At 41.9% G+C, this 21,953-nt stretch carries 17 protein-coding genes, 1 other RNA gene and 1 pseudogene; 15 read left to right on the top strand and 4 right to left on the bottom strand.

Features of this window, described 5'->3' with window-relative positions; translation table 11 throughout:
• The first annotated feature begins 275 nt into the window (after nucleotides 1–275).
• The 6 genes from DDV21_RS12080 (at nucleotide 276) to pepC (ending at nucleotide 6,402) form a co-directional block, all read left to right on the top strand.
• Complete coding sequence (locus DDV21_RS12080; RefSeq protein WP_116878967.1) at nucleotides 276–599, top strand: metalloprotease family protein; 324 nt, start codon at nucleotides 276–278, stop codon at nucleotides 597–599.
• Between the two features lie 197 nt (nucleotides 600–796).
• Entirely contained in the window at nucleotides 797–1,021 is a 225-nt protein-coding gene (locus DDV21_RS09240; RefSeq protein WP_116878968.1) for a DUF4059 family protein, read from the top strand.
• A gap of 182 nt (nucleotides 1,022–1,203) precedes the next feature.
• The gene (trxB, locus tag DDV21_RS09235) at nucleotides 1,204–2,118 is read left to right on the top strand and encodes a thioredoxin-disulfide reductase (protein ID WP_116878969.1); all 915 of its coding nucleotides are present in this window, start codon (nucleotides 1,204–1,206) and stop codon (nucleotides 2,116–2,118) included.
• Between the two features lie 524 nt (nucleotides 2,119–2,642).
• Nucleotides 2,643–4,097 (top strand): nicotinate phosphoribosyltransferase, encoded by a 1,455-nt coding sequence (locus DDV21_RS09230; RefSeq protein ID WP_116878970.1) that lies wholly within the window; start codon nucleotides 2,643–2,645, stop codon nucleotides 4,095–4,097.
• Nucleotides 4,098–4,115: 18 nt separating this feature from the next.
• Nucleotides 4,116–4,940 carry an ammonia-dependent NAD(+) synthetase gene (gene nadE, locus DDV21_RS09225; RefSeq protein ID WP_116878971.1) on the top strand — a complete coding sequence of 275 codons (825 nt, stop codon included), beginning with the start codon at nucleotides 4,116–4,118 and terminating at the stop codon, nucleotides 4,938–4,940.
• A 127-nt stretch (nucleotides 4,941–5,067) separates the two neighbouring features.
• Nucleotides 5,068–6,402: an aminopeptidase C gene (pepC, locus tag DDV21_RS09220; protein ID WP_116878972.1), complete on the top strand. Its 1,335-nt coding sequence runs from the start codon at nucleotides 5,068–5,070 to the stop codon at nucleotides 6,400–6,402.
• A gap of 174 nt (nucleotides 6,403–6,576) precedes the next feature.
• Here the strand turns inward: pepC and pbp1a are convergent.
• Together pbp1a and recU are read right to left on the bottom strand one after the other, a co-directional pair.
• Nucleotides 6,577–8,661: pseudogene (gene pbp1a, locus DDV21_RS09215) on the bottom strand (penicillin-binding protein PBP1A); the annotation flags it as partial.
• A gap of 94 nt (nucleotides 8,662–8,755) precedes the next feature.
• Nucleotides 8,756–9,382 carry a Holliday junction resolvase RecU gene (recU, locus tag DDV21_RS09210; RefSeq protein WP_116878974.1) on the bottom strand — a complete coding sequence of 209 codons (627 nt, stop codon included), beginning with the start codon at nucleotides 9,380–9,382 and terminating at the stop codon, nucleotides 8,756–8,758.
• A 93-nt stretch (nucleotides 9,383–9,475) separates the two neighbouring features.
• Between recU and DDV21_RS09205 the strand changes: the two genes are divergently transcribed.
• The 5 genes from DDV21_RS09205 (at nucleotide 9,476) to DDV21_RS09185 (ending at nucleotide 13,615) form a co-directional block, all read left to right on the top strand.
• On the top strand, nucleotides 9,476–9,991 hold the full coding sequence (locus DDV21_RS09205; protein WP_116878975.1) for an SLOG family protein: 516 nt from the start codon (nucleotides 9,476–9,478) through the stop codon (nucleotides 9,989–9,991).
• A gap of 224 nt (nucleotides 9,992–10,215) precedes the next feature.
• Nucleotides 10,216–10,560, top strand: a complete 345-nt coding sequence (gene gpsB, locus DDV21_RS09200; protein ID WP_116878976.1) for a cell division regulator GpsB — start codon at nucleotides 10,216–10,218, stop codon at nucleotides 10,558–10,560.
• 27 nt (nucleotides 10,561–10,587) lie between these two features.
• Nucleotides 10,588–10,961: RNase P RNA component class B (rnpB, locus tag DDV21_RS09195), an RNA gene on the top strand.
• Between the two features lie 77 nt (nucleotides 10,962–11,038).
• A complete protein-coding gene (locus DDV21_RS09190; protein WP_116878977.1) occupies nucleotides 11,039–12,193 on the top strand; it encodes a THUMP domain-containing class I SAM-dependent RNA methyltransferase in 1,155 nt (384 codons plus the stop codon).
• A 15-nt stretch (nucleotides 12,194–12,208) separates the two neighbouring features.
• The gene (locus tag DDV21_RS09185) at nucleotides 12,209–13,615 is read left to right on the top strand and encodes a cell division site-positioning protein MapZ family protein (protein WP_116878978.1); all 1,407 of its coding nucleotides are present in this window, start codon (nucleotides 12,209–12,211) and stop codon (nucleotides 13,613–13,615) included.
• A gap of 206 nt (nucleotides 13,616–13,821) precedes the next feature.
• On the opposite strand, the gene DDV21_RS09180 is transcribed toward DDV21_RS09185, so the two are convergent.
• Complete coding sequence (locus DDV21_RS09180) at nucleotides 13,822–14,304, bottom strand: S-ribosylhomocysteine lyase (protein ID WP_116878979.1); 483 nt, start codon at nucleotides 14,302–14,304, stop codon at nucleotides 13,822–13,824.
• A gap of 570 nt (nucleotides 14,305–14,874) precedes the next feature.
• Entirely contained in the window at nucleotides 14,875–15,825 is a 951-nt protein-coding gene (locus DDV21_RS09175) for an IS30 family transposase (RefSeq protein ID WP_116879182.1), read from the bottom strand.
• Nucleotides 15,826–16,044: 219 nt separating this feature from the next.
• Between DDV21_RS09175 and DDV21_RS09170 the strand changes: the two genes are divergently transcribed.
• The 4 genes from DDV21_RS09170 to DDV21_RS09150 all read left to right on the top strand — a co-directional run bounded on the left by DDV21_RS09170 (nucleotide 16,045) and on the right by DDV21_RS09150 (nucleotide 21,932).
• Nucleotides 16,045–17,652, top strand: a complete 1,608-nt coding sequence (locus tag DDV21_RS09170; RefSeq protein ID WP_116878878.1) for a ribonuclease Y — start codon at nucleotides 16,045–16,047, stop codon at nucleotides 17,650–17,652.
• A gap of 259 nt (nucleotides 17,653–17,911) precedes the next feature.
• Nucleotides 17,912–18,538, top strand: a complete 627-nt coding sequence (gene gmk / locus DDV21_RS09160; RefSeq protein WP_116878876.1) for a guanylate kinase — start codon at nucleotides 17,912–17,914, stop codon at nucleotides 18,536–18,538.
• 21 nt (nucleotides 18,539–18,559) lie between these two features.
• Nucleotides 18,560–18,877: a DNA-directed RNA polymerase subunit omega gene (rpoZ, locus tag DDV21_RS09155; protein WP_116878875.1), complete on the top strand. Its 318-nt coding sequence runs from the start codon at nucleotides 18,560–18,562 to the stop codon at nucleotides 18,875–18,877.
• Between the two features lie 667 nt (nucleotides 18,878–19,544).
• Nucleotides 19,545–21,932 carry a primosomal protein N' gene (locus tag DDV21_RS09150; RefSeq protein WP_116878874.1) on the top strand — a complete coding sequence of 796 codons (2,388 nt, stop codon included), beginning with the start codon at nucleotides 19,545–19,547 and terminating at the stop codon, nucleotides 21,930–21,932.
• Nucleotides 21,933–21,953: the final 21 nt, after the last annotated feature.

Below are 21,953 nucleotides of genomic sequence, written 5' to 3'. Positions count from 1 at the left end.
ATGATAAGTATAAAATTTTTGGGCACCTCAGTGTCCAGTAAAGATTGTGAATACTTTCCGCTGCCGAAAGGTTCGGTAGCATTTCATATTAAACACTGGGAAAGAAAGATTTTTTTATCCAGTGTTATCTCATTTTTAACTAGTAGCTTATTTTATATATATAAAAGGTATTTGCAAAATGATGGGACATTTCCTTTTAATAGGTATTTTATAATTTTGGGATGCCTTTTAGGACTTTTTTTGCTGATTGTACATGAGGTTTTACATTTGCTGCCATACCCCCCGATCAGTCTTTTGGAGTAATTGGGATTGAACGCCTATCCCTATTTGCAATCTGCAGTAGACCAATCAGCAGGAACAAGTTTATTTTTTCTGCAGTCTTACCGTCATTATTATTAGGAGTGTGTCCTCTCGTTATTCTTTGTCTTATGCCTGTAAGCATGGTTAAAATAAACACCTTGCTCTGGACAGCTGGAAGTGTTGGTTTAACGACATTCTGTCAAGATTATGTTGTAGCACTGTATGCGATATTTCATATCCCTCACCATGCCATGGTACAATCTTCAAGAGATGGCCTTAACTATTTTGAAATGAAGTAACGATTGAAAACAGTTTGGCTCATTCCTCTACCAACATTAATAAACTGTTTTAAAATTTCAGGTTCCTAATCATCACAAATATATTTAATTTGCAGAATCTGCTATAATAAAAGGAGCTGAGTTTTGCCAGTCCTTTTATTTTTATGCGGTAAAACAGATTGATACTTAATTTAGCCAAAAAGGCAAGGAGTTAAATGATGTTATTAGAAATTTTCAGCCTTTATTTACAGGGGCTGCTTATGGCAGTAGTCTTGGTTTTGCTGGGCAGCTGCTGCTGGATAAGCTGGCGTGCTTGGCGTAAGCTGGATCGAACAGCTAAAGAAAGGCAGGCTTTCTTGTATGAAGTACTGATGATATCTGTAATGACAGCACCGATTTTGTCTTTTGCCTTTATGGCGGTACTTTTAATTATAAAATCATAATAATTGCAAAAGCTGCTGCCAGCTGATAAAATGAGAAAACAGATAATCAAAAATGTAACTGAACACGGCCTAAGCTCTTTGCAAAAAAGATAAAACTTCCTAGAGTCTGGCGACTCTTCGTCAGTTTTCCTATTTTTGCAGTGAGCTTTTCACGGCCTTTGTATCTTGTTAAAGGAGAGGTTATGTACGATACGTTAATTATCGGTTCTGGGCCTGCTGGCATGACAGCTGCCCTTTATGCTGCCCGAAGTAATTTAAAAGTTGCTGTTCTTGAGCAAGGAGCTCCTGGCGGGCAGATGAACAATACATCCGATATTGAAAATTATCCTGGTTTTGATGTGATTTCGGGACCAGAGTTATCCATGAAAATGTTTGAACCGCTGGAAAAATTAGGGGTTGAAAATCTTTATGGAATTGTTACTGCGATTGAAGATCGAGGAGATTATAAAATCGTTAAGACGTCTGATGAGAGCTATCAGGCCAAAACAGTTATTATTGCAACAGGTGCTAAACATCGCCAGATTGGTGTTGCCGGTGAAGAAGATTACAGCAGCCGGGGTGTTTCTTACTGTGCGGTTTGTGATGGGGCTTTTTTCCGCGGTCAGAACCTTTTAGTTGTTGGTGGCGGTGATTCTGCGGTCGAAGAAGGACTGTTCCTGACCCGTTTTGCAGACAGCGTTACAATTATCCATCGCCGTGATGAACTGCGTGCCCAGAAGGTTTTGCAGGAACGTGCTTTTGCAAATGACAAAGTCAGCTTTATCTGGGATTCTGTTGTCACAGAAATTAAAGGCGACAGTAATAAGGTTACCTCAGTTGATGTCAAGAATGTTAAAAACGGTCAGATAAGCAATCATGAGTTTGGCGGTGTTTTTGTCTATGTAGGGCTTGACCCAGTATCAGATTATGTGAAAAATCTTGGAATTACAGACGAAGCAGGCTGGATTATTACTGATGAACAAATGCAGACAGCCTGTCCGGGAATTTTTGCTGTTGGTGATGTCCGGCAGAAAGATTTACGGCAAATTACAACTGCTGTTGGTGACGGCGCTACCGCCGGGATTCAGGCTTATCAGTATATTGCTGCCCATTCTTAACAGAAGTCTCTGAAAGAATTCGTCATAAAATAAAACAGAATAATTAAAAAAGGGTGTGGGTTAATAATCGGTAATTGTCATAACATGATTTGCCGTCCCGCTTCCAATCAATCGCTGCGCCAAACTCATATGTTTAAAAAGGGTGGCAGGACTTTTGTCCCTGCCTCCCTTTTTTATTGCGGCAGAAGAATTTTCAGCAAAGTCAAAGCCTTCTTCAGATTATAAAAAAGTGAAGTGTAAATAGTGGAAATATGTTATAATAGTCACAATACGACAGCTTATTTCGTATTCATTGACAGTGGGTTAAGAGAGAGCTGGATTTCACGGTCTTTGCATCTTGTTGAAATTGAACATGGCCTAAACACTGTGTAAAAAAGAGACGCAGTCGTAGGAAGCGTAAGCTGACATACGAATGTGGTGCTCTGTGAGTATAGCCCTGCCTTGAGTCTTTAGTGACTCGGCGGTCAGGCTCCTATTTTTACTTTGCGTTTTTACGGCCTTTGTATCTTAATGGAGGGGTGTCTATGTACACGGATGATAGTTTAACCTTGCATACAGATCTTTATCAGATTAATATGATGCAGGTTTATTTTGAGCAGGGAATTCACAATAAAAAAGCAGTTTTTGAGGCTTACTTCCGAAAAGAGCCTTTTGCTAACGGCTATGCCGTTTTTGCAGGCTTGGAGCGTCTGATACATTATCTGGAAAATTTGTCTTTTACGGCTTCTGATATTGCCTATTTGGAGGGGCTGGGCTATCCTCAGGATTTTTTAGCATACTTGAAGAATTTAAAATTGGATCTATCTATTCGCTCAGCTTTAGAAGGGGATTTGGTTTTTGCCAATGAACCGATTGTGCAGGTTGAAGGTCCTTTAGCACAATGCCAGTTAGTAGAAACAGCGCTTTTAAATATTATCAATTTCCAGACATTAGTTGCCACAAAAGCAGCCCGTATTCGTTCGGTTATTGAGGATGAACCGCTCTTAGAATTCGGTACCCGGCGTGCTCAGGAGCTGGATGCGGCCATTTGGGGGACTCGAGCTGCAGTGATTGGCGGCGCGGATGCAACCAGCAATGTACGAGCCGGAAAATTATTTGATATTCCTGTGTCAGGTACGCATGCCCATGCGCTTGTACAGGCTTACGGCAATGATTATGAAGCTTTTAAAGCTTATGCTAAGACCCATAAGGATTGTGTCTTTTTGGTTGATACTTATGATACTTTGAAGATTGGTGTGCCTGCAGCTATACGTGTTGCTCAGGAAATGGGAGATGAAATTCACTTTAAGGGAGTTCGTCTGGATTCCGGTGACCTGGCTTACCTCTCAAAGCAAGTTCGTAAACAGCTGGATGCAGCCGGTTTTACCGAAGCAAAAATCTATGCTTCCAATGACCTTGATGAAAACACCATCCTTAACCTCAAAATGCAGAAGGCTAAGATTGATGTTTGGGGGGTCGGTACTAAACTCATTACGGCTTATGATCAGCCGGCTCTTGGTGCTGTTTATAAGATTGTTTCAATTGAAGATGAGCATGGTGTAATGCAGGACACTATTAAACTGTCCAATAATGCTGAAAAAGTATCAACTCCCGGGAAAAAGCAGGTCTGGCGTATCACTAGTAATGAAAAAGGAAAATCTGAAGGGGACTATATTACTTTTGCGGATACAGATGTTAACAGTTTAGATGAGATTACTATGTTTCACCCTACCTACACCTATATTAATAAAACGATAAAGAATTTTAAAGCTGTCCCGCTCTTGGTCGATATTTATAAACAAGGACAGCTGGTTTATGATTTACCTAGTCTTGCAGAGATAAAAGAATATGCTAAACAGGAACTGGATGGTTTGTGGAATGAGTACAAACGTGTACTGAATCCGCAGGACTATCCCGTGGATCTGGCTCAGGATGTTTGGGATAATAAAATGAATCTGATTGACAGTGTACGCAAAACGACTTATAATTTGCCAGAATAAGGAGGACTGGGAACATCTATGACCTTACAGGAAACAATTATCAAAAAACTTGGTGTGCAGGCGGTCATTGACGGTTCAGAGGAAATCCGCAAGTCTGTTGATTTTTTAAAGGCTTATATGTATAAGCACCCCTTCTTAAAAACCTATGTTTTAGGAATTTCCGGAGGGCAGGATTCCACTTTAGCCGGGCGTTTGGCTCAGCTTGCCGCTGAGGAGTTGCGCGCTGAAACTAAAGATGCGGCCTACCAGTTTATTGCAGTTCGGCTGCCTTATGGTATTCAGCAAGATGAAAGTGATGCTCAGGCAGCCTTGCGCTTTATTCAGCCGGACCGAACGTTAACGGTTAATATAAAAGGAGCTGTCAGTCAGCAAGTTGCCGCTTTACAGGAGGCTGGTGTTCAGATATCGGATTTTAACAAAGGCAATATTAAAGCCAGACAGCGAATGATTACGCAGTATGCCATTGCGGGTCAGTATGCCGGCGCAGTGATTGGCACGGATCATGCAGCAGAAAATCTTACGGGTTTCTTTACCAAATTCGGGGATGGCGGTGCAGATATCCTGCCTCTTTACCGTTTGAATAAGCGCCAAGGTCGGCAGCTTCTGGCAGAACTGGGCGCCGATAAGGCACTCTATGACAAAGTTCCGACAGCAGATCTTGAAGAAAACAGGCCCGGTCTGGCTGATGAGCTTGCCCTGGGCGTAACTTACAATGATATTGACGATTATTTGGAAGGGAAGTCTGTCGCACCGGCAGCGCAGGAAGTGATTGAAAATTGGTGGCAGAAAACAATGCATAAACGTCATCTGCCTATCACTATTTTTGATGATTTTTGGAAATAAGATAAGCACTCTCTTCAGGATAATAATAAAAAGCATAATTCAGTCTGCCCGAAATCGGTAATATCCTTTCAGGAAGGTTTTAACAACGATTTTCGGCGGGACTCTTAATCGAATTAAGGAGACTTGAATGTCAGAATTAAAAACAGCATTTACAGATAAACTTTTTGCTCAGTATGAAGCTAATCCGAAACTCCGTGCTGCAGAGAATGCCATCACACATAATGGTCTGCTCAAGTCATTGACTACACGGCAAAGTGAAATTGAAAATGACTATACTTTTTCAATTGATTTAACCAAAGATAAGGTAGCTGATCAGAAAGCTTCGGGCCGCTGCTGGATGTTCGCGGCTCTCAATACTTTTCGTCATAAATTGATTGAAGATTTCAATTTGGATCATTTTGAGTTTTCACAGGCTCACACCTTTTTCTGGGATAAGTATGAAAAATCAAATTGGTTTCTTGAGCAGATTTTAGCCACAGCAGATCAGGAACTGGACAGCCGTAAAGTAAAATTCTTATTAGATACGCCGCAGCAAGATGGCGGCCAATGGGACATGGTCCTTGCTCTTTTTGAGAAATACGGTCTTGTGCCCAAGTCAGTCTATCCTGAGTCAGTGTCTTCCAGTGCCAGCAGAGAAATGAATCAGTACCTTAATAAATTGCTGCGTCAAGATGCTCAGATTTTGCGCAGATTATTTGATCAGGGGGCAGAAGCTTCAGTACTTCAGGCAAAGAAAGAAGAATTACTGCAAGAAGTTTTTAATTTTTTAGCTGTCAATTTGGGACTGCCGCCGAGAAGCTTTGATTTTGCCTATCGCGATGAAGAAGGGCAGTATCACTCAGAGAAAAAGATTACTCCGCAGTATTTCTACGAAAAATATATTGATTTAGACTTAAGCCAGTATGTCTCGGTCATTAATGCTCCAACAGCAGATAAGCCCTATGGACGGTCTTATACAGTTGAAATGCTGGGCAATGTCATTGGCGGCCGTGCTGTCCGCTACCTTAATCTGGATATGAAGCGGTTTAAGGAGTTAGCCCTTGCCCAATTAAAGGCTGGAGAGACGGTCTGGTTCGGTTCTGATGTCGGGCAGCTGTCTGATAGGAAAAAAGGGATTCTTGCCACAACAGCCTATGATTTTTCATCTGCCTTGGACCTTGCTTTTGAACAAGATAAGGCTGGCCGTCTGGATTATGGCGAGAGCCTGATGACACATGCTATGGTTTTAGCGGGTGTTGATTTAGATGAAGAAGGTCGCCCGCTTAAATGGAAGGTTGAAAATTCCTGGGGAGATAAGGTTGGCGATAAGGGCTATTTTGTAGCTTCTGATGCTTGGATGGATGAATACACTTACCAAATTGTTGTGCGTAAGGATTTTTTGACAGATCAGGAACGCGCAGCATATGAGTCCGACCCAATTGTGCTTGCTCCTTGGGATCCGATGGGGGCCCTGGCAGAGTGAACCTGATTTTTGGTCAAATTTGTCTTTTATTGCACAGTAAGAGGGACTAACTGCAGGGCCGCAACTCCGCTTTTTTAGACATAAAATAACCCGATACCGGCCTAGGCCAGTATCGGGTTATTTTGTCTTATATCTGTTAGGAACAGATAAGCAACTTTAAAAGACAAGTCTTCATCACTCTTCATCACTGTTTTCATCGCTTTCCGTTTGCGAAGACGATTGTTCTGAATTATCATCGATATTGTCATCGTTGTTTTGATCGCTGGACTGTGATTCCGATTCAGTAGTTGAAGAACCGTAAATGTTATTGTAAACTGAGCTGGAAGAAGACTCGTAAGTTTTGGATGTATAACCGCTCAGATACAAGTAGGAACCGCTTCGGTAGAGACCGCTAGGCATTGTCCAATCAGTACTGCCGCTGCCAGACTGAGCCAGATAAAGCATCATGGCCCGATAAACCTGAGCAGCAACATTGAGTCCGTCGCCGTATACAGGAGTCAGTCGATTTTTATAGCCTGTCCAAACAGCCATGGCGTATTGAGTTGTATAACCGACGAAGTTTTCGTCAGGAGCCATTGTTCCAACGCTGTATGTACTGATTCCCTTATCCTGAGCAATCTCTGTCAGTTCTTCATCTGTATAGTTAGATGTTCCGGTCTTACCGGCTTGGTAAATCCCTGAAATAGCTGCTTCAGTCCCTGTTCCGTAAGTTAAAACAGTTTTGAGCATATCAGTCATCATATAGGCGGTCGTTTCTTCCATAGCACGTGTGGCTGATGCTGTATAACTTTGAGAAGTCCCGTCATTAAATTCAATTTTATTGACATACTGCGGCTTGTAATAGGTTCCGCCATTAGCAAAAGCGGCATAAGCTGCTGCCATCTTTTCACTGCTGGCTCCGTATTTTTGATCAGAACTACTGGTATTGCTGGAGATGGCATTTGAGTATACCATCTCGGGATAATTGATTCCCAATCCGCTTAGAAATTCCTGAGCTGTTTCCAGACCGGCTGCTTCCAGTGCTTTAACTGCAGGCACATTACGCGACTGCTGAATTGCTGTTTGGATGGACATTGACCCATAGTACTGCCGGTCCCAGTTATAAAGCTGTGTGGTTGTTCCGGGCCAGTAATAAACAGCATCACTGGTTGACTGACCGGTTGAGGTATAGGCTTTGCTCTCAATAGCCGGAGCGTAAGCAGAGATCGGTTTCATCGTTGATCCCCAGTCACGATCGGTCAGAACAGCTTGATTTGTTCCAAAAGAGACATTGCTGTCTTGATTCCGTCCGCCCAGCTGAGCGATGACCCTGCCATTGGTCACATCAATAACAGTTGATGCGACCTGAAATTCAGCATCAGGGTAATTGACATGGGTATCGGTATTGTAAATATCATAGAGGTACTGCTGAGCGTTTGGATCAACATTGGTATAAACTTTCATCCCAGCAGAAAAGATATCCTGCCCTGTTGTTTCTTTAACCTCTTCAATGACTTGTTTAAGATAATTATCCATATATTTTGGATAATTTGTATTTTCCTTAAGTTCCTGCAGACCGTCTGTGACTGGTGTTGCCGTTGCCTCATCATATTCCGCCTGTGTAATATTGCCATCTTCATACATTTCTTTTAAGACCAGATTGCGCCGTTTCTGAGCTGCTTCCGGTTCGCTGTACGGGTCATACTGACTTGGTGCCTGAGGAATACCGGCTAAGAGAGCAATCTGGGCAATTGACAGATCTTTCAAGTCCTTGTTATAGTAGGATTTAGCAGCTGTAAGCATCCCGTAGTTGCCATTGCCCATATAGACCTTGTTAACGTAAAAAGTAAGGATCTCTTCTTTTGTGTATTTTTTCTCCATCTGCAAAGCCAGCCAAGCTTCCTGTGCCTTACGTTTCAAGGTTTGGTCAGATTCGCTGGTTGAGAAATACCCTAATTTGATAACCTGCTGATCAAGTGTTGACCCCCCTTGAGTGCTGCTTCTGATCATGTTGTTCCAGGCTGCACCAAGAATTCGGTAAAGGTCAATTCCGCGGTGTTTAAAAAAGCGTTTGTCCTCAATAGAAGTAACCGCATTGACCAGATTAAGCGGGATGCTGTCAGCAGTGACACTTTCCCGTTTTTCAGAACCTAAGTCGGCAATGAGATTATTGTTAACATCATAGACCAAACTTGAATTGGTAGACTCGAGTTTGCTTTCAGAAAGTTCTGGTGTACTGCTGATATAATAGGCAAACAGAAGGCCGCCGACAACGATTCCGATAAGGGCTAAACTGAGAGCAGCAAAGACAGCATATTTCACAATTCTGAGGACTTTATCCTTGGTCGTTAGCTCTCTGTTAGCCCGTTTTTGACTATTTCTTCTGAACTGAATCTTTTTGATAGTAATCACCGCCTAAAAAATAATTTTCAATAATGTCTAAATAAGGAACCTGAGGCAAAGCATTCATCTCTATCCAGTAACCCTTCTTTTTGATATAATCAAGAGGCATTGATTTTGTGCCGCGATCAATCTGATAAAAATCAATCAGAGCCTGGGCCGGCAAGAAATAAGTTTCTTTTAATGACGAAAAGTGAAGCAGAACAAAGCAGATTCCCTGCTGCTCTAAGACCTTAGCCATGTGTTCAATCTGGTGCGCATGAAAATTTTTCATAGGCATTGCCGTCTTTAATCTGGTTTCTTTGGCTTCAAAATCAATGTAATGCCCCCTATAAACACCGGAATAATCAGTTGTTGATGGCTGCCTGAAGTAGGCTTCAACAATCTTGGCACGGCTCCGCATAGGGTAGTCCACTTTTACTATTTGGATGGGTGTAGGCTTTTTATGAATCACAGCAATTGAATGAGCCAAATAATAATTGTTAGTTGCATTAATTGCTGCCTCAAAAGACATACCGCGGTTAGCAAAATTAACCTTTTTAGCGGGTTGCTCTGCCTTTTTTTTCCTAGTGAGATGATGGGGATGCGGATAATTAACCATAATCCTCCTAACTTCATATCCTAATTCTGTATAGTAAATAGGATAATATAAAGCAAAACTATTATACCATAATTTTAAAAAGGATGATATTTTATGCATACGATTCTTATAACAGGCTATAAAAGCTTTGAATTAGGGATTTTCCAAGATAAGGATAAGCGTATCGAAATTATAAAAACAGCCATCAGAAAAGATTTGCAGGCCTATTTGGAGGAAGGTACTGAGTGGTTTATTTTTACAGGGAACCTTGGTTTTGAATTTTGGGCTTTAGAGGTGGCCTTAGAGTTGCAAAAAGACTACGAGTTCCGCATTGCCAGTGTCTTTCTTTTTCAAAATCAAGGTGAAAACTGGAATGCAGCCAACCAGGAAAAGCTTGTTAAATTTAAAGGAGCTGATTTCTTAAAATACTGCTATGAGCAGTATCAGGGTCCTTGGCAGTTCCGCCAGTACAATCAGTTTCTGCTCGACAATTCAGACGGGGCTTATATTTTTTATGACAGTGAGCAGAAAACCAACCTGCATTATTTGGTCGAAGAGACGCAAAAACGCAGAGAGTATCCCGTTCATTTTTTGACTTTCGACAGGCTGAACGAGCTGCTGGAAGACTGATGATGGTTTCCTGCTCTTGATCTGTTTAACGGCTGTGAGATTACTCATTTTTTGAGGCTTACAATAGGAAAGATATGCAGCGGACATTAAAGAGTAACTATTTTTTAATCATGAAAACAAACCTAAATACTTGATTTTTAAAATTTTTTTAGGTATGATTGAAGCGATGAATAGTTAAATTAAATTTTCGCTATTTAAGAATTGAGATGTTTGGAGAGAGTAGAATGGCAAGTATTATTTTTAGTCCTAAAGACATTTTTGAACAAGAATTTAGAACCAGCATGCGCGGTTATGATAGAAAAGAAGTTGATGAGTTTTTAGATGACGTTATCAAGGATTATGAAACCTATATCGCACAGATTCAGGAATTGCGTGAAGAAAATGAAAAGCTGAAACAGGCGGCGGCACGGGCTAAAACAGCAAACCCAGCACCGGCACAGGCAGCTGCAAAAGTGTCGGCGCCAGTTCCCGAACAGACACGGGTAGCGCAGTCAGCAACTAATTTTGATATTTTAAAGCGTATCAGCAGACTGGAAAAAGAAGTATTTGGCAAACAGATTGTTGAATAAGAAACTGGTTGATATTAAATAAGTGCAATTTTTGGATAATCGCATAGGAGTACTGCTCTTATGAGGAAAGTCCATGCTAGCACCGGCTGTGACTGCCGGTAGTGTTTGTGCTGGGCGAAAAAATAAGCCCAGGGACGTGCTGAAGTGCGTTACGGCGGATAAAACGGCTAAGTCTTTCTTTAGGATAGGCCGGACTAATCCTGAAAGTGCCACAGTGACGAAGTTTTACGGAAACGTAAAAAGTGGAACGAGGTAAACCCCTCAAGCTAGCAACCCAAACTTTGGTAGGGGCACGGGATAGGCGGAAACCGAACGCTCTATCCTGACTGGAAACAGTAGACAGATGATTATCGAAGAAAGCAGGGCCTAGCTGCTTTCGGAACAAAACATGGCTTATAGAAAATTGCATAATAGGTTGAGCTAGCGTTTGCTAGCTTTTATTTCATTTTGATAAATTAAAAAAACGAAAAGGGTAGTGATGAAAGCAAGCTTTGATTTAATTGCTACGGCAGCTGCCGGGCTTGAGGCTGTTGTCGGCCGTGAAATCAGAAATTTAAACATAGACTGTCAGGTTGAAAACGGCAAAGTGCGTTTTCAGGGAGATCAAGCAGCAATTGTCAGAAGCAATCTATGGCTGAGGGCTGCGGACCGTGTAAAAATCGTGGTTGGTGAATTTTCGGCAGTCACCTTTGAGGAACTGTTCCAGGGGGTGTTTACTCTTGACTGGGAGAATTATCTGCCATTTGGGTCACAGTTTCCTATAACTAAAGCAAGATGTGTGAGATCACAGCTTCATAATGAACCAAGTGTGCAGGCTGTCACAAAAAAGGCGGTTGTCAAGAAGCTGCAGCAGCATTATCATCGTCCGGAAGGTGTCCCTCTGCCGGAAAATGGCGCTGAGTTTCGAATCGAAGTGGTTATTTTAAAAAATAAGGTCAGTATACTGATTGACACAACAGGAGACAGTCTTTTCAAGCGCGGTTACCGTGTTGACAAGGGTGGTGCATCACTTAAGGAAAACATGGCAGCTGCTATAATTGAATTAAGTAATTGGTATCCTGATAAACCTTTTATTGATCCTACCTGCGGTTCAGCAACTTTCTGCATTGAAGCGGCTATGATTGGCCTGAAAATAGCTCCAGGTCTTAAGCGCAGCTTTGCTTTTGAAGAATGGCCTTGGTTTGACCGGGAATTAACAGCAGCGCTTCGGCATGAGGCTGAGGCGCAGATAGACAGGACGGTTGAACTCGATATTTCTGGTTTTGATATTGATCAGCGAATGATTGAGATTGCCCGAAAAAATGTCGCGGCTGCTGGGCTCGAAGATGTCATCAAACTGAAACAAATGCGTCTTCAAGACCTGAAAACTGATAAAATCAACGGTGTTATCATCTCAAATCCCCCTTATGGCGAGCGACTGCTGGATGACAAAGCTGTTAATATTTTGTATAATGAGATGGGTCAAACCTTTGCTCCGCTGAAGACATGGAGCAAATTTATTCTGACAAGCGATGAGCAGTTCGAAGAAAAATATGGTGGTCAGGCTGATAAGAAACGTAAACTTTACAATGGCACACTGAAAGTTGATTTATACCAGTTTTTTGGGGAACGAGTTAAACGCGCTCGGATTTAGAAAGGCAGGAAAAAGGTGACAGAGGATAAAAAGAAACCGCAGGAACAGGAAGAATCGAAGCTGGATTTTGAAAAGGCTCAGAACATGACTGTCGGGGAAGCTGTGCGCAAAGATTCAGAAATTAAAGCCGGAGTAACTGAAGACGATGGTGTTTTAGACAAATACATCAAACAGCACCCTGAAGAAGTGGCCTCTCAAAAATTTGATACAATCGCTGCCAGATACGAAAATTTGGATACAGAAGCGCTTGATGATTTTATTAAACAGCAGCGTGAGGAGTTGGAGCAGTCCAGTTTGCTTCACGAAGAGACTGCTGCACCAGAAAGTACAGATTATTCTGCTATTTCTGAAAAAGCTGGATTTGATTCTGTGACAGAGGATACAATTATTGCTGAAGAACCTCTGCTCAGTTCGGAAGCTGAAACGGACTCTGTTTCCGATACAGAGCAGCTTCCGTCTTCACCTGCTAAAGAAAATCCGCCGCTTTATAAAAACAGAAAAGTTTTATTGAGTTCTTTGCTTATTTTGATTCTTGCTGTTTTTGGGGTTGCTTTTGGCATGAACTATTTAAACCGCCAGAATGCTCAGACAAAAACGTCCTCTTCTTCAGACAGCAAGAAATCAGCTTCGTCTTCTTCAAGTTCAAAAGACAGTGCTGAGCAGGCTGCTAAAGATTTTGACAGTTTATATCAGTCTTTTTTTGCGGACGAAAAGCAAACCCTGCCTAAAAACAGTGAGTTCGCGAATCTTTCTAAGCTGGAAACAGCCCTCAAGCAATTAGCTGATACGGATTACTATGAAGATGCTAAAAGTAAATATGATAAGCTAAGCCGCCAGATAAAGGCGATTCAGGCGGTGAATGACAAGTTTACTTCGGATGCTATTGCTGACGGGAAGCAGGTAGAGTCTGCTGCTGTTAAAGCCGCTGCGAATTTTGATGATTTATCCAGTGAAACCTTAAATACCGGTAATGCCAGCTTGGATACGTTGCTGCAAAAGGTAATCGCTGCAGGGCGTGAGCAGTTAGCTGCCGGGAGCAATGCACAGGGACAATCTGCTGCTGGTGACAGTCCGTCTGGTGAAGCCAATTCGGCGACAGATCATTCTGGGATTTCGGGCTATGACAGTTCGACACTTGACCGCGGGCGCTCACGTGTTCCTTACAGTGCAGAAGCTGTAGCAGATAGCAGCAATGAGGCTTGGTCCTTTAATCCTGGGGTGCTTGAAAAAATTGTTGCAACTTCACAGGAACGCGGCTATATCTCAGGTAATGACTATATTCTTGAACCGGTTAATATTATTAACGGCAATGGCTATTACAATATGTATAAGCCAGATGGAACTTATCTTTTTTCCATTAACTGCAAGACAGGTTACTTCGTGGGCAATGCTTCAGGCTACTCGGATGCCCTAGATTTTTAGAAATATGCTAGGCGATGAATACTTGACTATACCTCGAGTTTCTTTGCTTTACTAAAAAACCGTTTGACTTAAGCATGTTTAAGTCAAACGGTTTTTCATTAATCTAAATTTAGTTATAACACACCTTTGTGCTTCTTATAAAGTTAATAATTTTAGGACAGTGCTGACAATTGAGTCAATTCGTCATTAAGATTGGGCAATCGCATTTAGACAAGGCGACGCTCAAATGGGTCATCTGAAATGCCTGCTTCCAAAATTAATTTTGCCCACTCTTTAGCTGAAAAAAGACTATGATCTCTATAATTGCCGCAAGATTCGATGGTGGTTCCCGGTACATCCTCCCATGCTATTGTTTGTGCTATTTCTTCTAAGCTGGCTTTAATGACCTTAGCAATATCTGTACTGGAATGTCTCCCCCACATGATAAGATGAAAGCCTGTTCTGCAGCCAAAAGGCGAACAGTCAATCATTCCATCTATTCTTTGACGGATAAGTTTAGCCAAGAGATGCTCAATAGTGTGTAAACCGGCCGTTGGTATGGCATTTTCATTGGGCTGAACAAAGCGGATATCAAAATTGCTGATCACATCACCTTTAGGCCCAGTTTCCTCAGAAATATGGCGGACATATGGAGCTTTGACGGCCGTATGGTCAAGCTCAAAACTTTCAACAACAACATCTTCTTTCATTTCATCCCCTCCATTAAGATACAAAGGCCGTTAAAAAATCCGTATGAAAATGGCGGTAAGTCCGAAATCTGTGATTTCGCAGACGCACCCCTGTCAAGATGACTAGAAGGGTGCGGTCGGCTGTGAAGACGGCAAAGCCTTCAGTCAGCTACGGCTAGGGTCGTTTAACAAGATGCTAGGCATCACGATGACAGGCATACTCACAGAGCAGTCTCACTCGTACGTCAGCTTGCGCTTCCTACAATTGCGTCTCTTTTTCACTAGGATTTTAGGCCGTGTTCAGTTCCATTAAGATACAAAGGCCGTTAAGAACGCAAAGAGAAAATAGGCGTCCGACCGCTGAGTCACTAAAGACTCAAGGAAGGGCGGTCTTTTTCTCACAGCGTTTAGGCCGTGTTCAATTCCATCAGGATCTAAGGCAGGCTGCCAAAAAATTGCAGGGTGCAATCATTCTTCGAAAGGGATTTCAAAATGATTCTTTAATTTTGTTAAACCATTTGATTAACCTTTTATTGTCATAATTTTTCAGCAGTTCCTGCTATTTAAATCATGCTAAATTTCAAGTTGAAGTTAGCCACTGAATACAATTTCTCTAGGTGTCTTGTAGTTTAATATTCGTTTGGGATAATTGTTTATCCACCATTCAATCTGAGTGGCCAGTTTTCTGGTCGCTCTTGTTTTTCCCTTGGGTAGGAAACGTCGAATAAGACGGTTGTGATTCTCATTAGAGCCTCTTTCCCAAGAGCAATAAGGGTGAGCATAGTAGATCTTCTCTTCACTAAAAATCTCGCTTAGTCTAGCAAATTCTGCCCCATTATCAGCTGTGATTGACGTGATCTGATATTCCTGTAAAATGCTCGACAAGGCTTCGTTAACGGCTTGTGCTGTCTTACTGGGCAAGTAACGAATGATTTCATACCTGGTTTTTCGATCTGTTAATGTCAGAAAGCAAGGCGCTTTAGCCCGTGTCTGAACAACCGTATCAATCTCATAATGCCCAGCCTCCAGTCGTTGAGTGATCGCTTCAGGCCGCTCCTCAATCGACTTTCCAACAGGCATGAAATTAGGACTGGCTGTTTTCTTAGGGGATTTGCCTTTTCTTGGATACAGCCTATCTGCCTTAGTCAGCCCCAGGTACCCCTTGTCCATCCAGTAGTATATGGTGGATTGTGGGACGTTGACTTTACGTTTTGAAATCATCTCAGGTGACCACTTCAGCTTGATGTAGTGGACAATGGTTTCCTTGACTTTCTTCGTGAGACTAACAGCTTTACGGCTATTTTTTCGATTAATCTCATACACTTCCTGAGCTCTATCCGCCCTATAAAGCTTCTCAAACTTCCCCTTACGCACCTGTTGGAGGACCAGTCCACGTTTCATCTCGTTGTTTATCGTTTGAGGAGCTTTGCCTAAGAGACCTGCAATCTCACGATTAGATTTCCCTTCTTGCTTCCAGCGTTCAATCAAGCGGCGATCAGCTATTGTCAAGTGCTTGCCTGTTGGTGTATAATGGTCTTGCATCTCTATGTCCTTTACTTGTGTTTTCGTCAACTACAAGTGTAACATAGAGGTGTTTTTTTGCATCTAAGTGGCTAACTTCATTTTAGAACTTTCAGCTATTTAAATCATAGCATAAAGTGAAGAAGCTTTTCAAATTTAATTGTCGAAAATCTTATTTTATGATAAACTAAAAGATAGCTTTCTGATAAGAAAACTAAAAAAATAGATAGAGGTATAAACATGTTAAATCTTATTTTAGCACTTGTTTGTGCCCTCATTGGTTTAATTGCTGGTTATGCGCTGATTTCTGTCAGATTGAAGTCTGCGAAAGAAGCTGCTGAACTAACTCTTTTGAATGCAGAACAGGATGCTGTAAATATGCGCAGTCAGGCTGAAGTAGAAGCTGACCATATTCGTCAAACAGCAGAGCGTGAAAGTAAGGCTCACAAAAAAGAATTACTTTTAGAAGCAAAGGAAGAGGCTAGAAAATATCGAGAAGAAATTGAAAAAGAATTTAAGTCTGAAAGACAAGAGCTCAAGCAAATGGAGACACGCCTGACAGAGCGTGCTTCCTCTCTTGACCGTAAAGATGAAAATTTATCCGGTAAAGAAAGACTGCTGGATAGTAGAGAACAAAGTCTAACCGATAAATCTAGGAATATTGATGAGCGCGAAGAACAAGTTGCTGCCCTGGAAGTGAAAAAAAACGAGGAACTTGAAAAAGTTGCCGAGCTTGACCAAGAAGAAGCTCGTACAATAATTCTGGCAGAAACAGAAAAGAAATTATCACATGATATTGCTAGTCGAATTAAGGAAGCGGAGCGAGAAATTAAGGATCGCACTGATAAAACGGCCAAGAATATTTTGGCTCAAGCCATGCAGCGTATGGCAGGCGATTATGTGACAGAACAGACGATTACCAGTGTACATTTGCCTGATGATAATATGAAGGGCCGAATCATCGGCCGTGAGGGCCGTAATATCAGGACACTTGAGAGTTTGACTGGTATCGATGTCATCATTGATGATACTCCTGAAGTGGTTGTGCTGTCAGGTTTTGATCCTATTCGTCGCGAAATTGCACGGATGACTCTTGAAGCGCTTATTCAGGACGGTCGGATTCACCCAGCTCGTATTGAAGAATTAGTCGAAAAAAACCGTCTGGAAATGGATAATCGGATTCGTGAGTATGGTGAAGCGGCAGCTTATGAAATTGGAGCTCCTAACCTCCATCCTGACCTAATTAAGATTATGGGACGGCTGCAATTTCGTACGTCATATGGGCAGAATGTTCTGCGGCATTCTGTTGAAGTAGGGAAATTAGCTGGTATTTTAGCTGGTGAACTGGGTGAAAATGTTGATCTTGCCCGTCGGGCTGGTTTTTTGCACGATATGGGGAAAGCCCTTGATCGTGAGGTTGAAGGCAGCCATGTTGAGATTGGAACAGAATTTGCCCGTAAATATAAGGAACATCCAGTTGTTATTAACACTATAGCCAGCCACCATGGGGATGTGGAAGCGAAGAGTGTAATTGCTGTTCTTGTTGCTGCTGCGGATGCTCTCAGTTCTGCCCGTCCCGGTGCCCGCAATGAATCTATGGAAAACTATATTAAGCGGCTACGGGATTTGGAAGAGATTGCAACAAGTTTTGACGGTGTGCAAAATAGCTACGCTTTGCAAGCCGGCCGTGAAATCCGAATTATGGTTCAGCCTGAAAAAATCTCAGATGATCAGGTAGTACTTTTATCACATAAAGTCCGCAAGAAAATTGAAAATAATTTGGACTATCCTGGAAATATCAAAGTCACTGTTATCCGTGAAATGCGGGCAATTGATTATGCTAAATAAAGGAAAAATTTGGACTGTCTCTGTGAGCTGTGCTTACAAAGGTCAGTCCATTATTTTTTGTGAAAGGCCTGCTGTTATATAAATAAAGCGCATGTTTTTTCATCAGGCTGAGAAATGAATGATTTTTTGACGAAAGATATTCATTGAAGAGAGGAGTAACTATAGGATTTCTAATCTCAGCCAAACAGTCTGGCAAATTTTCTTGAAAAAAACTCTTAATTTTGATACACTAAGTAAAAGTAATTCTAAGGAGCGTGACATGGCTGAACGTGGCTTGTTAATTGTCTTTTCCGGCCCTTCCGGTGTTGGCAAAGGGACGGTAAGGCAAGAGATTTTTTCAACACCGGATCATAAGTTTGAATACTCTGTTTCCATGACGACACGTCCGCAGCGCTCTGGAGAAGTAGAGGGTGTTGATTATTTCTTTCGTACACGTGAAGAGTTTGAAGAACTGATTAAGAGTGGTCAGATGCTGGAATATGCAGAGTATGTTGGGAATTACTACGGCACTCCCCTGACTTATGTCAATGAGACCTTGGACAGAGGTGTGGATGTTTTTCTGGAAATTGAAGTACAGGGAGCTCTTCAGGTTAAGAAAAAGGTACCTGACGGTGTTTTTATTTTTCTGACTCCGCCTGATCTTGGACAGCTGCAGGAGCGTCTCATCAACCGAGGGACAGACAGCAAAGAAAGTATTGCCAAGCGTATTGAGAGAGCTAAAGAAGAAATTGCGCTGATGCGTGAGTACGACTATGCAGTAGTTAATGACGAAGTGAGTTTGGCTGCAGAACGTGTTAAACGTATTATTGAGACGGAACATTTCCGTGTTGAACGTGTCATTGGGCATTATATGAATATGATTCAGGAAACCAGACTAAGCAGATAATTTAGAAAAGAGAAAAACCTTATGATGTTAAAACCTTCTATCGATACTTTATTGGACAGAATACCGTCAAAATATTCCTTATGTATTTTGCAGGCCAAGCGTGCGCATGAGCTTGAATTTGGGGCTAAACCGACACAAGAGTTTCAATCTGTAAAATCTACTCTTCGTGCTTTGGAAGAAATTGATTCTGGCAATGTTGCAATCCATCCTGACCCAGATGCTAAGAGAGCTGCAGTTTTGGCTAAAGCCGAAGCGGACAGGCTTGCTCAGGAAGAGGAGGAGCGCAAAATCAAAGAGCAAATTGCTAAAGAAAAAGAAGAAGAAGGGGAAAAGATCTAAGATTATTATAATCTTAGATTTTTATTTGATAATGATAAATAATAAGCTTCAACAAGCAAAACGATAAGCCCTTATCTTAGTTTTGGTTCGAACTGAACACACCCTAAAAGCTCGGAAAAAAGATGCCCCTCCCTCGTGTTTTGCAACACATCGGATGGTCCCTATTTTTCAGTCGCTTTCTTCACGGGCTTTGTATCTTGATGGAACTGAACCCGCCCTAAGAGCTGTGCAAAAAAGACAGTCTGTCCTAGAGCCTTGTGGCTCTTCGTCCAGCCTCCTATTTTTGCTTTGCTCTTTTCACGGGCTTTGTATCTTGATGGAATTGAACACGCCCTAAAATCCTAGTGAAAAAGATGCCTGTCATCGTGATGCTTAGCATCTTGTTAAACGACCCTAGCCGTAGCTGACTGAAGGCTTTGCCGTCTTCACAGCCGACCGCACCCTTCTAGTCATCTTGGCAGAGGGGCGTCTGCGAAATCACAGATTTCCGGACTTACCGTCTTTTCATACGGATTTTTAAACGGGCTTTGTATCTTGTTTGAACTGAACCCGCCCTAAGAGCTGTGCAAAAAAGACAGTCTGTCCTAGAGCCTTGTGGCTCTTCGTCCAGCCTCCTATTTTTGCTTTGCTCTTTTCACGGGCTTTGTATCTTGATGTAGGAGGTAGGATGGTTAGATTAGCACAGGTTATTGTTGATGTTCCTTTGATGCAGACAGATAAGCCTTTTTCGTATGCTGTTCCTCAGGACTTAGAAGACGGACTTGCTTTGGGTTCGCGTGTCCATGTGCCATTTGGGCGCGGGGATAGACTTGTACAGGGGTTTGTTGTTGGTTTTGATGAAGCATCTAAAGATTTAAAAGTAAAAAGTATTGCTGATATTTTAGACTTTGAGCCTGTTTTAAATAGTGAGCAGCTCATGCTTGCAGACCAAATGCGTAAGAAAGTCTTTTCTTATAAGATTTCAATTCTAAAAGCAATGGTTCCCAGTCTGTTGAATTCACAGTATGATAAGCGTCTTATTCCCGCATCAAGTTTAGATGTTCAGGATCAAAAAGAGATTTTTGGCAGTGCAGAGGACTTGCTTTTTTCTCAGTTGGATCGGGAAAGACAGAAAGCGGTCAGCCGCTTAGTTCAGGCAGGGAAAATAAAAGTAGATTATCTGGCTAAAGATAGAAAAACGGTAAAAACTGAAAAACATTATCATGTCAACCAAGAAACATTGGCTGCCTACCCTATTTCAAAGCGAGCTAAAAAGCGTCAGGAGTTGAAAGACTACCTGCTGGCCAGTCCGGAAGATGGAAAATTAACGGATTTACATCGGCATTTTTCAAGAGAGATCAGCAAATTTTTTATAAACGAGGGGCTAATCAGCATTTTTGAAGTTGAACAAAGCCGTTCAGCCGCTTATTTTACAGATATTCAGCCGCAAGATTTTCTCAGCCTGAATTCAGAACAAAGCAAGATTGTGTTTGAGGTATGCGGGCAAGTTGGACAGGATTCCAAGCCTTTTTTGCTTGAAGGAATTACAGGATCGGGGAAAACAGAGGTTTATTTGCATATTATTGATTATATTTTAAAAATAGGGAAGACAGCTATTATTTTAGTTCCGGAAATTTCCTTAACGCCGCAGATGACCAATCGTTTTATTTCCCGTTTTGGAGAATTGGTTGCTATTATGCATTCAGGTTTGTCAGACGGAGAAAGATTTGATGAATGGCGAAAGATTAAGTCAGGCCAAGCTAAGGTTGTTGTCGGTGCCCGCTCGGCTGTTTTTGCTCCGCTTAAAAATATCGGTGCGATTATTATTGACGAGGAACATGAAGCAAGCTACAAGCAGGAAAGCAATCCGCGCTACCATGCCCGTGATGTTGCCCTGCTGAGAGCTAAAAATCATCAGGCTGTTCTTCTTTTAGGGTCAGCAACACCCAGCATTGAAAGCAGAGCCAGAGCCAGTAAGCAGGTTTACCATTTTTTGCGGCTGACAAAGCGGGCTAATCCTAAAGCTAAGATTCCTAACGTACAAATTGTAGATTTTCGTGATTATGTCGGTCAGCAGAAAGTCAGCAATTTTACCCCTTTTCTTTTGGATAAAATACGGGATCGTTTAAGTAAAAAAGAACAAACTGTGTTAATGCTTAATCGCCGCGGCTACTCCAGTTTTGTTATGTGCCGTGACTGCGGTTTTGTTGATGAATGTCCCAATTGTGACATTTCTTTGACCCTGCATATGGATACTAAAACAATGAACTGCCATTACTGCGGTTTTACAAAGTCTATTCCCCAGACCTGTCCTAACTGTGGCAGTCAGAGCATCCGTTATTACGGCACAGGAACTCAGAAAGCTTATAACGAACTGGCCGAAGTTTTACCTGAAGCGCGTATTTTGCGGATGGATGTTGATACAACGCGTAAAAAAGGTGCTCATGAGAAAATTTTGCAGGAGTTTGGACGGCAGAAGGCAGATATTTTGCTGGGAACTCAGATGATTGCCAAAGGTCTTGATTTTCCTAATGTCACTTTGGTAGGTGTTTTAAACGCGGATACATCACTTAATTTACCTGATTTTAGAGCTTCAGAACGGACATTTCAGCTTTTGACTCAGGTAGCCGGCCGTGCCGGCCGTGCTGACAAAGAGGGAGAGGTTCTGATCCAGACCTACAATCCCGGTCATTATGCCATTCAGATGGCCCAGAAGCAAGACTATGAGGCTTTTTACCGTTATGAAATGTCTATCCGGCATCAATTGGGCTATCCTCCATATTATTATACAGTTGGTTTGACACTTTCCCACAAAGACGAAGAAACTGTGATTAGAAAAGCTTATGATGTTTTACAGCTTTTAAATGACCATTTGAGCAAACAGGTTAAAATTTTGGGGCCTACTCCTAAGCCAATTGCTAGAACCCATAGTTTGTATCACTATCAAATTCTAATTAAATACCGATTTGAAGATCGGATGGAAAGTGTTTTGAATCAGATTCTTGACCTTACTCAGGACCGCCATAATAAAGATTTACGTCTGGTTATTGATCATGAACCGCAAAATTTTATGTAGCAGCGGCTTTCTGAGAATTTC

Origin of the sequence: Streptococcus chenjunshii (assembly GCF_003086355.1) — a bacterium.
Lineage (GTDB): Bacteria > Bacillota > Bacilli > Lactobacillales > Streptococcaceae > Streptococcus > Streptococcus chenjunshii.
Note: the sequence above shows the minus strand (reverse complement) of the source record. Positions and strands in the feature narration are given on the sequence as shown.

Bases quoted from the DNA above. Each gene is read 5' to 3' on its own strand.
- rpoZ (WP_116878875.1), top strand. From the start codon at position 18,560: ATGATGTTAAAACCTTCTATCGATACTTTATTGGACAGAATACCGTCA.
- recU (WP_116878974.1), bottom strand. From the start codon at position 9,382: ATGGTTAATTATCCGCATCCCCATCATCTCACTAGGAAAAAAAAGGCA.
- DDV21_RS09180 (WP_116878979.1), bottom strand. From the start codon at position 14,304: ATGAAAGAAGATGTTGTTGTTGAAAGTTTTGAGCTTGACCATACGGCC.
- DDV21_RS09170 (WP_116878878.1), top strand. From the start codon at position 16,045: ATGTTAAATCTTATTTTAGCACTTGTTTGTGCCCTCATTGGTTTAATT.
- gmk (WP_116878876.1), top strand. From the start codon at position 17,912: ATGGCTGAACGTGGCTTGTTAATTGTCTTTTCCGGCCCTTCCGGTGTT.
- DDV21_RS09150 (WP_116878874.1), top strand. From the start codon at position 19,545: ATGGTTAGATTAGCACAGGTTATTGTTGATGTTCCTTTGATGCAGACA.
- trxB (WP_116878969.1), top strand. From the start codon at position 1,204: ATGTACGATACGTTAATTATCGGTTCTGGGCCTGCTGGCATGACAGCT.
- DDV21_RS09230 (WP_116878970.1), top strand. From the start codon at position 2,643: ATGTACACGGATGATAGTTTAACCTTGCATACAGATCTTTATCAGATT.
- DDV21_RS09240 (WP_116878968.1), top strand. From the start codon at position 797: ATGTTATTAGAAATTTTCAGCCTTTATTTACAGGGGCTGCTTATGGCA.
- DDV21_RS09175 (WP_116879182.1), bottom strand. From the start codon at position 15,825: ATGCAAGACCATTATACACCAACAGGCAAGCACTTGACAATAGCTGAT.
- nadE (WP_116878971.1), top strand. From the start codon at position 4,116: ATGACCTTACAGGAAACAATTATCAAAAAACTTGGTGTGCAGGCGGTC.
- DDV21_RS09205 (WP_116878975.1), top strand. From the start codon at position 9,476: ATGCATACGATTCTTATAACAGGCTATAAAAGCTTTGAATTAGGGATT.
- DDV21_RS09190 (WP_116878977.1), top strand. From the start codon at position 11,039: ATGAAAGCAAGCTTTGATTTAATTGCTACGGCAGCTGCCGGGCTTGAG.
- gpsB (WP_116878976.1), top strand. From the start codon at position 10,216: ATGGCAAGTATTATTTTTAGTCCTAAAGACATTTTTGAACAAGAATTT.
- pepC (WP_116878972.1), top strand. From the start codon at position 5,068: ATGTCAGAATTAAAAACAGCATTTACAGATAAACTTTTTGCTCAGTAT.